The sequence below is a fragment of the Roseofilum sp. genome (assembly GCF_982964205.1).
The window spans coordinates 1-11,515 of sequence record NZ_CEZBFX010000143.1 but is presented as its reverse complement, the minus strand read 5'-3'; the positions used below and the strand labels follow the sequence as shown (position 1 = coordinate 11,515).

General features: G+C 44.1%; 13 protein-coding genes and 1 pseudogene. 10 read left to right on the top strand and 4 right to left on the bottom strand.

The window, feature by feature from the left end:
• The coding region (locus AC3A14_RS22225; protein ID WP_487779166.1) for a hypothetical protein at window positions 1-191 on the top strand (191 nt) is incomplete at its 5' end.
• 485 nt (window positions 192-676) lie between these two features.
• Window positions 677-1,777 carry a heat-inducible transcriptional repressor HrcA gene (gene hrcA / locus AC3A14_RS22220; RefSeq protein WP_318735357.1) on the top strand — a complete coding sequence of 367 codons (1,101 nt, stop codon included), beginning with the start codon at window positions 677-679 and terminating at the stop codon, window positions 1,775-1,777.
• Window positions 1,778-1,784: 7 nt separating this feature from the next.
• Here hrcA and AC3A14_RS22215 read toward each other — a convergent pair whose 3' ends face one another.
• The gene (locus AC3A14_RS22215) at window positions 1,785-2,222 is read right to left on the bottom strand and encodes a hypothetical protein (RefSeq protein ID WP_318735360.1); all 438 of its coding nucleotides are present in this window, start codon (window positions 2,220-2,222) and stop codon (window positions 1,785-1,787) included.
• A gap of 167 nt (window positions 2,223-2,389) precedes the next feature.
• Here AC3A14_RS22215 and AC3A14_RS22210 point away from each other — a divergent pair, with 167 nt between their 5' ends.
• The 4 genes from AC3A14_RS22210 to AC3A14_RS22195 all read left to right on the top strand — a co-directional run bounded on the left by AC3A14_RS22210 (window position 2,390) and on the right by AC3A14_RS22195 (window position 4,426).
• Complete coding sequence (locus AC3A14_RS22210; RefSeq protein ID WP_318735363.1) at window positions 2,390-2,536, top strand: hypothetical protein; 147 nt, start codon at window positions 2,390-2,392, stop codon at window positions 2,534-2,536.
• A gap of 19 nt (window positions 2,537-2,555) precedes the next feature.
• A complete protein-coding gene (gene sfsA, locus AC3A14_RS22205) occupies window positions 2,556-3,320 on the top strand; it encodes a DNA/RNA nuclease SfsA (protein WP_318735365.1) in 765 nt (254 codons plus the stop codon).
• 375 nt (window positions 3,321-3,695) lie between these two features.
• Window positions 3,696-3,941, top strand: a complete 246-nt coding sequence (locus AC3A14_RS22200; RefSeq protein WP_318735367.1) for a UPF0175 family protein — start codon at window positions 3,696-3,698, stop codon at window positions 3,939-3,941.
• Complete coding sequence (locus tag AC3A14_RS22195; RefSeq protein ID WP_318735370.1) at window positions 3,938-4,426, top strand: PIN domain-containing protein; 489 nt, start codon at window positions 3,938-3,940, stop codon at window positions 4,424-4,426. The genes AC3A14_RS22200 and AC3A14_RS22195 overlap by 4 nt, the downstream gene beginning before the upstream one ends.
• 8 nt (window positions 4,427-4,434) lie before the next feature.
• On the opposite strand, the gene AC3A14_RS22190 is transcribed toward AC3A14_RS22195, so the two are convergent.
• The 3 genes from AC3A14_RS22190 to AC3A14_RS22180 all read right to left on the bottom strand — a co-directional run bounded on the left by AC3A14_RS22190 (window position 4,435) and on the right by AC3A14_RS22180 (window position 7,600).
• Window positions 4,435-5,868 carry an ATP-binding protein gene (locus AC3A14_RS22190; RefSeq protein WP_318735372.1) on the bottom strand — a complete coding sequence of 478 codons (1,434 nt, stop codon included), beginning with the start codon at window positions 5,866-5,868 and terminating at the stop codon, window positions 4,435-4,437.
• On the bottom strand, window positions 5,869-7,197 hold the full coding sequence (locus AC3A14_RS22185) for a hypothetical protein (RefSeq protein ID WP_318735375.1): 1,329 nt from the start codon (window positions 7,195-7,197) through the stop codon (window positions 5,869-5,871).
• A gap of 103 nt (window positions 7,198-7,300) precedes the next feature.
• Complete coding sequence (locus AC3A14_RS22180) at window positions 7,301-7,600, bottom strand: hypothetical protein (RefSeq protein WP_318735378.1); 300 nt, start codon at window positions 7,598-7,600, stop codon at window positions 7,301-7,303.
• A 332-nt stretch (window positions 7,601-7,932) separates the two neighbouring features.
• On the opposite strand from AC3A14_RS22180, the gene abc-f reads away from it, so the two are divergent.
• The 4 genes and pseudogenes from abc-f to AC3A14_RS22160 form a co-directional block, all read left to right on the top strand.
• On the top strand, window positions 7,933-9,651 hold the full coding sequence (abc-f, locus tag AC3A14_RS22175) for a ribosomal protection-like ABC-F family protein (protein ID WP_318735380.1): 1,719 nt from the start codon (window positions 7,933-7,935) through the stop codon (window positions 9,649-9,651).
• Between the two features lie 15 nt (window positions 9,652-9,666).
• On the top strand, window positions 9,667-10,680 hold the full coding sequence (locus AC3A14_RS22170) for a M23 family metallopeptidase (RefSeq protein ID WP_318735382.1): 1,014 nt from the start codon (window positions 9,667-9,669) through the stop codon (window positions 10,678-10,680).
• Window positions 10,677-10,853 (top strand): hypothetical protein, encoded by a 177-nt coding sequence (locus AC3A14_RS22165; RefSeq protein WP_318735385.1) that lies wholly within the window; start codon window positions 10,677-10,679, stop codon window positions 10,851-10,853. Before AC3A14_RS22170 ends, AC3A14_RS22165 begins: the two co-directional genes overlap by 4 nt.
• A gap of 451 nt (window positions 10,854-11,304) precedes the next feature.
• Window positions 11,305-11,515, top strand: a pseudogene (locus tag AC3A14_RS22160) (IS630 family transposase); the annotation flags it as partial.

Sequence of the window (11,515 nt, the reverse complement as noted above, 5' to 3'; positions counted from 1 at the left end):
AATCCAACTCGCGCCTGCTCAGTGATGGAATGCTCTATGCAGCTAAATTTAATGGTGATGGAACTGGATCTTGGATTGCCCTAAAAGCTGATACTCGGGTGAATCCTGACCTACCGAGCGAGTATCATGGAGGGATGATTCCTCTACCCCATCGCGATCGCACCCAAGGGGGATTTGAAAAAATCGAATAGGATGGGGAGATCTCCGTCTTCAAGCGCAAATTCCGTATGGGCTTTTCTAACCCCGATAACCTGGACTTTGATTCCATATTTTCCAAATGCGAAAAAATTGTATGACGAAAAGGGTTGGACTCTTCCAGTATTACAGCAGTTTCCTCTGCTATGAGGTACATTAATGACGGTTTTTAACAATATCTAGAACAGCTCAGAGCTTCTACCAAGTCTGTTGTTTGCTCCCCCTATCCCCCCATCACAGCGCAAAGCGCTGTATCGATCGCGTTTATGACGCTTCCAAATTAGAAAAGCAACTAGGGTTTCGTCCGAGGGTCGATTTCTCGGTTATTCTTGATGCTTTGGCATCGGGCGCTCCTTTACCCTATCACCACGATTTCTTGCTATCTTATGACTTATAGATCAAAATTCCCACCGATGAGCGTTCTGGTTATTTTCAGTACACACCGGTTATCGATTCCATAATATTTCTGATATAAACTCAAATGCACTTAGAATTTAAACTGAGCGATCGCCATAAACGCGTCTTACAAGCAACAGTCAATCATTATGTTGCCACAGCCGAACCCGTAGGTTCAAAAGCTTTGGTTGAAGAATATAATTTTTCTGTAAGCACGGCTACCATTCGCTCTTGTTTAAGTTATTTAGATAAATCGGGACTACTCTATCAACCCCATACTTCAGCCGGGCGAGTGCCTTCTGATTCGGGCTATCGCTGGTATGTAGACCATTTGATGACCCCGAATATGAAGACGGGGAAACAGGTGGAAAGCTTGCTACAAGAAAAGCTCAATTGGCAATGGAGTTTAGAAGCCCTCTTTAAATCAGCCGCCCAAATTTTATCGAGTTTAAGCGGTTATATTACTCTGATTACTATGCCCCAAGCGCAGAATGCTCGGTTGCATCATTTGCAATTAGTGGCGGTGGATAGCGATCGCGCCAGTGATGCGGAGCATTATCGCGCTATGCTAATTTTGGTTACCGATACGTACCAAACCCATTCCACTTTTATTGATTTACCCAAGACAGGAGAAGAAGGAAGCCAAACCCTAGAACAAGTAGCCAGGGAATTGCAAGTTCTCTCCAATTTTCTAAACCATAATTTGAAAGGACGGTTACTCACAGAGCTGGAGCATCTAGATTGGACAGAGTTAGATAGTGAATTTGAGCGTTATGGAGAACAGCTTACCCAGGTTTTGAACCAGTTTCAACAGCACCATGCAACCTCTGTTTATACAGATATTTGGATGAGTGGAGTTGCAGAATTATTACGACAACCAGAGTTTTCCCAACTGCATCAGGTGCAAGCTTTAATTCATTTGCTCGAAGAAGAACCCACTCAATTACTGCCACTCATTGTTCAAGTTCCCGATCGGGAAAAAAAGGGTAGTCGGGTGCAGGTTTGGATCGGCTCAGAAAATCCTTTGGAACCGATGCAAAGTTGCGCTCTGGTGACTTCTTCCTATTTTCGCGGTTCCCTTCCTGTGGGGAGTGTGGGGGTTTTGGGACCAACGCGGATGATGTATGAAAATGCGATCGCCGTGGTGGAAGCCACGGCAGGTTATCTTTCAGATGCTCTGAGCTAGGAGTATGTTATTTAGGATCTTTGGATTCAGCGTCGCTTTGACTGCGGGGAGCAGTTAAAATTTCCCAAGCTGCCTTAGCGGCTTCGGAGAGGCGATCGCCAAATTCTTGGGCTTGCTTGACAATATTGTCCCAATTTTTCTCTGCATCTTTTTGTAGAAGTTTGAGGGAATTTTCAATCCGATCGGGATCAAATAAATGTTCTTCTTCTAGGCTGGTTTTTGCTTTCTTGACTGAACTGAGATAGGTTTCTAAGGTATAGTTTCCAGCTTTATGAAGTTCTGACTGGGCCCTGGTTTTAATGGCTTCAATCAGCGCCATAGTCTCATTTTTAACGGTTTCTGTAGCATTTTTGAGACCCTCATCTTCTTCCACCATGGCTTGGGTTTCAGGGCTAACTTCCACTTCTACTACGGTAGATTCTTTCGGTGTATCAGTTTCGCTCATGATTAGATAACCTCATATAGACGATCGCTACGCACTAGGGAATAGGGAATAGGCAACCAGATTCACCCCGATTGTAATGGAGTTGTGAGTCTTTTGCCCGATGATGATAATTACGAGTTCATTCTAGCGAGCGATTGGCGATCGGCTAAGGCGGTAAACTCTCCATCATGGGTACGGTTGACTCTCCTCTCTACTCAAGTATTGTCGCTCAAATTGACAAAAAGAGGATTTGGGGATATTCTTCTCGTCAGCTTATTGCGAAAATATATAACGGTAATGTTCAAAAAAATAACCGCGATCGCCGCAATGGATAAATGTAGTTAATTCCAGACAATGTCATCTTTTTTATATCACTATCCTCTCCTATTTCCAGGTATCCTCAAACGTCGCTATAAACGGTTTTTAGCTGATATTGAGTTGGAATCTGGGGAGTTAATTACGGCCCATTGTCCCAATACAGGACCTATGACTGATGTTTGTGAAATTGGCGCTCCGGTACAAGTTTCCTATCATGACAATCCCAAGCGTAAGTTGGCTTACACTTGGGAAATGATTCAACTGCAAACTCCTGAACCGATTTGGGTGGGGGTAAATACCAGTTTACCCAATCGAGTCATTAAATTAGCTCTAGAGCAGCGTATTTTTCCCCAATTAAAAGACTATGAAACCCTGAAAACTGAGGTCGTTTATGGGAAAGATCGGCGCAGTCGCGTGGATTTTCTCCTGACTGGAGATCCGCCGATTTATGTAGAAGTGAAAAATACCACTTGGGCTAAAAATGAGGTCGCCTTGTTTCCCGATACGGTAACCGATCGCGGTCAAAAGCATTTACGGGAGTTAATGGAACTTCCTCCAAAAGCAAGAGCGGTGATGCTCTATTTCATTAATCGCGCGGACTGTGAGCAGTTTTCCCCTGGAGAGTGCGCCGATCCCGTCTATGGGGAACTGTTACGTCAGGCGATCGCCAAAGGAGTCGAAATTCTTCCCTGTCGCTTCTCTGTCACTCCAGAAGGGATTGAGTATCTAGGTTTAGCTGAAGTAAATCTATTCCAAGAGGTCAACCTAGGGACGGGAGTGACACCTGCTGCTTCTCAATGACTCAGACTCATTTTTTTAGAAGGTTGAGTTTTCCCAGATAGCCAGCAACGGAAAAAAGAGCCAAAATAATGGTGCTTACCGAAACAATTTGAGCAGAAAATTTTAACATAATATCAAATCCTTAAATGGTTGCTACTTTCTGCATACTGTAGAGACATTGTGGGGGAGAGGGCAGGTTTACAAAAATAGTTGTCAGTCTACAAGATTTGGGTATAACCCGTCCCTACAGATCAAGACCTGCCTTGTCTCTACCACGATCGCGATCTGTAGCGTAAATAAATAGATAGATTTGGCTATTGGGTAAGCTCTAGCCATGAGTAATATGGTACTCTAGAGGAAAACCATTCTTGGTAAGGTAGGAGCATTAGGCGATAGATGAATATTACCATCCCTGACGAAATCCTGAACTCTGCTCAACTGTCCGAAGCAGATCTTAAAGTAGAATTGGCAATCTCACTCTATCAACAAAGGAAACTGAGTACAGGACAAGCTCGCCGTCTTGCAGATATGAACTTACTAGAATTTAGGAGAGAAATATCTAGTCGAGGAATTTGTGTCAACTATGATGTAGAAGATTTTGAGGCTGATATGGAAACCTTAAAGCGAATGGGTAAATTATGATTGTCGTCAGCGATACATCACCAATTACAAGTTTAGCGGCGATTGGACAATTAAATTTATTACAACAAATCTATGGAACAATTATTATTCCAGAAGCTGTCGATCGGGAAATGACCGATGTAGGTTATCCTGTTCCAGGGATGGCTGAAGTTCAAACCCTATCTTGGATTAGAACTGAACCGGTCAAAAATAAAGATCTGGTTAGTCAATTTCAAACTGAGTTAGATCGAGGAGAGTCTGAGGCGATCGCCTTGGCTATTGAATTAAATGCTAATCTATTAATCATAGATGAAAATCCAGGTAGGAAAGTTTCTACTGAATTTAATCTCGAATTTATTGGTATTTTGGGTGTTTTGTTAATTGCCAAGCAAGAAGGATTGATCGAAGTTATTAAACCAATCATGGATAATTTGATCGATCGAGCTGGCTTTCGTATTAATCAGCAACTTTACATAACTATTTTAAATTCTGCTAATGAAAGTTAAGTCATGGTTTAGGATTTTCGGGATTTCTTGTTTTGAAGTAGGGGAACGCTTGAAAAGGCGCGTTGTAAATGTTCTTGGGTGATGGAAGTTTCTGGGGATTCAAGAGTAGCGAAAATCCTGGCTTTATGGGCGATCGCCAGAATTTGTCCCCCTGTGAGTTTCCAACGCTGCGCTACGTCTTCCCAGTCTAAGGATGGACTGACGCGAATAGGGGCAGAAAAGGCTTGTTTCCAGAGCTTGAGGCGATCGCCTACTTGAGGAAGAGGAAACACTAAAATCTGCTCCACAATCCCTTCTCTGAGCCATTTTTGCAGCACCACAGACCCTTGATAGGCAGGATCGAGGGTTAAAATGGTGAGGCTTTGGTGTTGCTGGCGATCGCGCAAAAATCGATAGACTGGTGTTTGATTACATCTTTTTAACCACAAATGAGCCGATTTAATCAGCAAAATGGGAGCCTTGAGTGCCTTAAGATCGGATAATCCAGTTATCAGATCGGGCAAAAGCTGAAGATCGACTTCAGTAATATTCTGGTTGACCTCAGTAGCGATCGCTTCTGTTGCTGTCGTTTTACCGGTTCCATAAATTCCAGAGAAAACCATAATTTGCCCTGGATGAATTCCCCCGATTTCCATCCCCTGACGATCTCGATATCGGTAAGCCATATACTTAAGAGTCTCCTGCAAATCCAAAGCCACAATCAACTCTGACCAAGATTTTTTCGGAGTATAGGATTTAATCTTCAGTGCTTCTCTTGTGGAGTGTAATAAATCGTCTAAACTCAACTCATCTGGGCGATCGGCTAACAAATAATTAATTAACTTTGGAGTAAGCTTCACCCTATGATTGAGAAAAATTTCTGAGTCAAGGGGCAAAAATTGTACTAAACCCAATTGAGTTAAAATTGAGGTAGAAGTCAGCAAACTTCTTGCCTCTCTCCATTGATTATCCCCTCGACAAAATAAGCGTAAAATCAGATCGACTGTGGGTAAACCACTGTGCCGATCCTCTTGCAAATACTGATAGAGACGGGAATAGCGATGATTAACCTCTGGTGCTAAACTAGCTAACACCAGGTGTTTTTCAAATAGGCTTAAAGCAGCGCGATCGCAGAGCATCGGCAACCCTAATAAAATTCCTTGCTCTTGACTAGCCTGAATTTTTTCTTCTAATTGTTGCTGATAGTTTAAACTCTCAGATTTATGGGCAAAAACCTCTAGTTTGTCAATCTCATCTCGTCCCACTGTTCCGTCTAGGGTAACTAGCCCTTTCCACCAATCACTACTAGCGCGATCTCCTGGGGTTTTGGACACCCGATCGATGGCTTTCCTTTCCCGTTGTCGTTTAGCAACTGCCAAACGGAGAATACGATCGAGCCAGTTAAACTCGGTTTTTAAATAGCCCCAGTTATCATTAAAAGCAGTAGTGCGATCGCCGAGCATTCAGTTTTCCTGTTTTCCGAGGGTTGCACTGAGGTATTGGCACACTTGGGGAGTTAACACTTGAGCGGCGATCGCATGACCGCGATCGTTCCAATGTCCCCCACATTCTACCGCATTAGCAAATCCATGTAAGCACACCTGATTCTCTTGGGCGTAGGTTTGCAACGTTGGCGCTAAATTCACAACTGGAAAATTCAGGCGATCGCCTAACGCTTTAATCCGATTATCTGGATAAAATAAATCCATAATCCCATTACTGGCGACAAATCCATCACGAAAGGCTGGATCGGGGTTAACTTGCGCCTCATTACTTAACGTCACCACCATAAATTCTGCACTCTTCTCTTTAACCTCCTGATGCATCAACTCGATTAAATCCTCCGTGATTTGCCAAGCTGTTCCCCAGGTTTCATCCTCTGGTTCCCGATACAAGTAATTATAGGTATACTGGCGCAAAGCTTCCAATCGGCGGTTTTTCATATCTTTTTCCACATTCCGCACCAACTGTAAAATCCGAGAATGATTCACTAACCAATTTGGCAACATATCCACCCTCGATAAATTATAAGGGGGTAGAGTTTTATCGGGATTTCGGAAGGACAGATCCAACTCCAATTGTCCCTGATTGTTATAGACAAAATAGGGACGATTGCGAGCATCTAAAGGTTTATAATTATCTGGGACATCATTGCCTGTAAACACAGCTAAAAGGATCATATCTGGGTTGTACTGCCACACATCCCGACGCAAACGCAATAACTGTTGTCCCGTTCCATAGTTGGTTACGCCAAAATTCATCACATCTACCGTTTTTCCCTGGAAAGCTGGGCAATTTTCCAGGGCGTGTTGCATGAACCACCAATAGGTTTGTTCTAATGGGACTTGTAGCGCTTCGGAAAAGGAATCACCCAAGAGGGCAATGCGGAAGGTATTCGGGGGTTTTTCGATCGGATGTTCGCGATCGCGCAATCCAGCAGAGCTAATCTCAATATAAGCTTCTCCTTCGGCTGTCCACCATCCCGACACTCCCGCTTGATGCGTCCATCCCAAATCCTTATCGGTTTGGAAAAAGTTCGGTTGCGGGGTTCCCGGTGCAGGTTTAGGGGGCGCATTTCTCTGGGAAGGCAAAACATTCTCCTGTGCTGGAGCAGGTGAAGGCCCTGGAGTGGGAGAGGGTTCGACAAGAGAGGGAGTCGGTTCTGGAGAGCTTGATGCTTGGGGTTGGGGTTCCGGTTTTGCTTGAGGGGGAATATTGGCAATGCGTAGTCCAACTTCAGCCATTAATAGGGCAAAGAGTAAGCTTCCGGCTGCTAACCCTAGATTACTCATCCATGTTTTTAACCCGTTTGTCTTCATTGAGAGTTTGAGCGTTGAGAGTTCTAGAAGCTCTGATTGTAGCAGTTTACGGATTACCCATTACCAGCATCAGGCACTATATATTTTGGGTTTCAATTAAACTTTGGCAACCTTCCCAAGGGGTTTTGACTGCTCCTACGGATGCAGTAACCTCTTGGGAGTCAGGTTGATGGCAAACGAGAAAGACGCGATAGAGCCTGCCTCCAATTTCAATAAATTCGCCCATCATGGGAATGCGACTGACTTCAACGAAGGTAGATAACGCCTGACTTTGGGGAGAGTCTTTAAGATATAGAGCAATTTGAGTGGTCGTGCGTAACGGGTTGCTCGATGCGCTTGACATGGTGGAGGAAGTTGAGTTAGAGGATGTCGCCATAGCTAGGGTTGAAGATAATAGTCAGAACGGATGATGATAGAACGGCCTAAAAGCTTGAGACCCTTAATTCCCGTTTCAGTTAGATCAGTTTACACGGGTTGGGTGTTCAACCACACACTTATCTTGGAAATCAAGGGACAACTGGGTTTTTCCCTAAATAAACTGGATTTAAGAGATGGCCTTCAGCAGGGGACTGAAGCGGATATAATGGTTAAGAATTATAAACCCCTAGTGATGGATCCCGGTTATTTCCTGCAATTTTGAGGTCAAACCGGAAGTCCATTGACTCATTCCCCTGAACCCTGACTATTACCCTGCCCTTGGAGGTTTCGATGCTGCGATTAGAGCATATCAGCAAAATCTATTCGACTGGCCAAGTGCTCAATGATATCAATTGGGAAGTGAAACCTGGCGATCGCGTGGGTTTGGTGGGGGTCAATGGTGCCGGAAAATCAACACAGCTCAAGATTATTGCCGGGAAAATTGAGCCGACTTCTGGGGAGGTGATCCGGCCCGCCAATTTGCAGATTGCCTATTTAACCCAGGAATTTGATGTTAATCCTGGGGATACGGTACGAGAAGAGTTTTGGACGGTATTTCATGAGGCTAATGCAGTCCATCATGCGATCGCCGAGATTCAGCATCAGATGCAAACGGCGACTCCAGAGGAGCTAGAGATTCTTATCCATAAACTCGATAAGCAGCAACGGCACTTTGAAGCATTGGATGGATATGGGTTAGACTCACAAATTGAGAAGATGTTACCAGAGATGGGATTTGAGGCTGATGATGGCGATCGCCTCGTCAGCGCCTTTTCTGGAGGCTGGCAAATGCGGATTCAATTGGGTAAAATTTTGCTGCAATCTCCCGATATGCTGTTGCTCGATGAACCGACAAACCATTTAGATTTAGAAACCATTGAATGGTTAGAAACCTATCTAAAAAGTTCAACGATTCCCATGGTGATTGTCTCCCATGACCGGGAATTTCTAGACCGCCTCTGTACGCAAATTATCGAAACCGAGCGCGGAGTGTCTACGACCTATTTAGGCAATTATTCCGCCTATCTGGAACAAAAAGCCGAGCAAAAAGCCGCCCAACAGAGTGCTTACGAAAATCAGCAAAAGGAATTAGATAAACAACAAGCCTATATTGAACGATTTCGTGCCAGTGCCACCCGAAGTACCCAAGCCAAAAGTCGCGAGAAACAGCTCAACAAAATAGAACGCATCGAAGCCCCCATCAGCGACCTAAAAACGCTCCATTTCCGCTTCCCTCCCTCTCCCCGTAGTGGCCGCGACGTGGTCAATATCAAGGATTTAACCTACTTGTATGATGATAAAATCCTCTTCCTGGGGGCATCTCTGGGGATTGAACGGGGCGATCGCATCGCCATTCTCGGACCCAATGGTTGCGGAAAATCCACCCTCCTGAGATTAATGATGGGCTGGGAACAACCCATAGAAGGTAGCGTCAGCCTAGGGAAACATAATGTGATCCCAGGTTATTTTGAACAAAATCAAGCGGAAGCCTTAGATTTAGATAAAACCGTTATGGATACCATTCATGATGAAGTCCCCGATTGGAAAAATGAGGAAGTACGTACCCTTTTAGGGGGATTCTTATTTAGCGGGGATACCGTCTATAAACAGGTGGAAGCCCTGAGTGGGGGAGAAAAAGCCCGGTTAGCCCTAGCCAAAATGTTATTACAACCGGCGAATTTATTAATTTTAGATGAACCGACCAACCATTTGGATATTCCGGCTAAGGAAATGTTAGAGGAATCCCTCCAACATTATGACGGCACCGCTATTATTGTCTCCCACGACCGTTATTTTATCTCCAAAGTGGCCAATAAAATTGTGGAAATTCGCGATGGTGAATTTCACGTCTATCTAGGGAACTACCATTATTATCTAGATAAAATCGCTGAAGAAAAAGAAAAGGTGAAGTTAGCAGAAATTGCTAAAGCGAAAGCAGAAAAAGCAGCCGCAAAACGGGAGAAACAAAAAGCGAAACAAAAGGCCAAAAAGAAAGCGAAAGCGAATTAATAGGAATTCTTGATTATGTGGCACTTACAGCGCTTCGCGCTCGGCAAAAAGCAAGAGGCAAGAGGGAATAGCTTGTGGTACTTACGTTGGGGAAGTAATGAAAATCCCCTTTCTCAAGAGGGATTGAGGGCGATCTTCATTCCTTGCCTGTCTTTAATCTTACCTGTTATATTGACTCCTGCGAGTCTCGCTCAAACCCCCATGGATGAGCCATCTTTTATTCCCTTACGACCGAATCCAGAACAATTTTGTCCCCAAGAACCTGCCATAGATCGCTTTATTTATCACACGATTTCTCCGGGAGAAAGCTTAAGCCAAATTGCTGCAAATCATCAATTAATGCCCTCAACTTTAATGGGTCTCAATCGTTCCTTACGCAACGGACAAGCCCCCGTTGGCACTCAAATTGTGATTCCTCCTTATGATGGGGTTTTAGTACGGATTCCAGTCGGTAAAACTTGGCGCGATGTAGCCGAAGCATACCGAGTTCCTGCTGATGCCCTATTTGAGGTAAATGGATGTCAACAGAACCCAGAAATGGTGTTTGTCCCAGGAGTCAATTGGTCTCCCGGTCGTCCTTCTAGGGAAATGCGCACTCAGCTCTCGGCCTATCCCCTTCCGGCTGTTGCGCCCTTGCTCAAAGGATATGGTTGGTATTTAAATTCACAAACCTCAAGACGAGAATTTAGTAGTGGTGTAGATATCCGTGCCCCCATTGGTACTCCCGTTTCGGCAGTCGGAGATGGTATTGTAGCTTATGCAGGCGATCGCGCTTCCTATGGTCAACTCGTCGTCATTAACCATCCTGGAGGACGACAAACCCGTTACGCTCATCTGCAAACGATTCAAGTTTCCCCCGGTCAAAATATTCGCCAAGGAGATGTACTGGGAACCGTGGGAACGACTGGAAATCCCCAGTTTTCCATTCCCCATCTCCATTTTGAAATGCGCTATAAATCGGCTGTGGGTTGGGTGGCTGAAGATCCAGGGTTATATATCCAGGAATTGGGGCAGAATTTGCGTTATTGATAAATTTTGAACGTCATGGAAAACAGATAGGGCAAGCTCCATCGCCAGCAACTCGCGATACAATAAACCAGTTTATTCAAGAAGCAACAAAATCTCTCACTGATGATTATGATGAATTAGTCGTCATTGCTGATAATCTCGATCGCATTGTTCCCATTGCCTGGAAGTTCTGAGTGCAAAGAAATTGTGGTTTTCCCTGATCAAAGAATTATTAAGAGAAGAAAAAGAAAAAAATCAGAACCGTCAGAGGAAGAAAGGATTACAGCGCTTTGTGCTGTAACGGAGTACAGTATCATTGAGATCAGTCATTGCGAAGGTCACGCAAGTGGAATGAAGCAATCGCAAAATCCCCCAATCTTGGCGATTGCTTCCCTGCGGTCGCAATGACAACTCACATCTATGATCAACAATGTACCTCATAGCAGCGCGAAGCGCTGTATTGCACAAAGGGTATCTCCTCTTAGTAATAGATAGAATCCAATGGAAAGAAAGAAATGCGATCATGTTAAGCCTAGTGTGGGGTAGTCATGCCCTGCCGGTATATTGTGGTAAAACTCATACAGCACTTCGCGCTGTAATAAGGTACAATATAAAATGAAGAGATGAGAGAGGAATGAAGAGGTAATGAAAGCATATTCAGTAGATTTACGAGAAAAAATAGTCAAAGCTCATTTAATTGAAAACTCCTCAATTAGAAAAGTAGCAGAGAGGTTTTCGGTAAGTAAAAGCCTAGTACAAAAATTAGTAAAGCAACAAAAAACGGAGGGAAATGTAGAGCCAAAACGCCCAGGGAAGCCTCAGTTAAGTTATCTGAATAATGGAAAAGCTAAAGAAC

What these genes read in the sequence shown, in the direction of transcription:
- AC3A14_RS22215 (WP_318735360.1), bottom strand. Translation starts at nt 2,222, where the DNA reads ATGAGCGAAACTGATACACCGAAAGAATCTACCGTAGTAGAAGTGGAA.
- abc-f (WP_318735380.1), top strand. Translation starts at nt 7,933, where the DNA reads ATGCTGCGATTAGAGCATATCAGCAAAATCTATTCGACTGGCCAAGTG.
- AC3A14_RS22200 (WP_318735367.1), top strand. Translation starts at nt 3,696, where the DNA reads ATGAATATTACCATCCCTGACGAAATCCTGAACTCTGCTCAACTGTCC.
- AC3A14_RS22185 (WP_318735375.1), bottom strand. Translation starts at nt 7,197, where the DNA reads ATGAGTAATCTAGGGTTAGCAGCCGGAAGCTTACTCTTTGCCCTATTA.
- sfsA (WP_318735365.1), top strand. Translation starts at nt 2,556, where the DNA reads ATGTCATCTTTTTTATATCACTATCCTCTCCTATTTCCAGGTATCCTC.
- AC3A14_RS22180 (WP_318735378.1), bottom strand. Translation starts at nt 7,600, where the DNA reads ATGGCGACATCCTCTAACTCAACTTCCTCCACCATGTCAAGCGCATCG.
- AC3A14_RS22170 (WP_318735382.1), top strand. Translation starts at nt 9,667, where the DNA reads ATGTGGCACTTACAGCGCTTCGCGCTCGGCAAAAAGCAAGAGGCAAGA.
- hrcA (WP_318735357.1), top strand. Translation starts at nt 677, where the DNA reads ATGCACTTAGAATTTAAACTGAGCGATCGCCATAAACGCGTCTTACAA.
- AC3A14_RS22190 (WP_318735372.1), bottom strand. Translation starts at nt 5,868, where the DNA reads ATGCTCGGCGATCGCACTACTGCTTTTAATGATAACTGGGGCTATTTA.
- AC3A14_RS22210 (WP_318735363.1), top strand. Translation starts at nt 2,390, where the DNA reads ATGGGTACGGTTGACTCTCCTCTCTACTCAAGTATTGTCGCTCAAATT.
- AC3A14_RS22195 (WP_318735370.1), top strand. Translation starts at nt 3,938, where the DNA reads ATGATTGTCGTCAGCGATACATCACCAATTACAAGTTTAGCGGCGATT.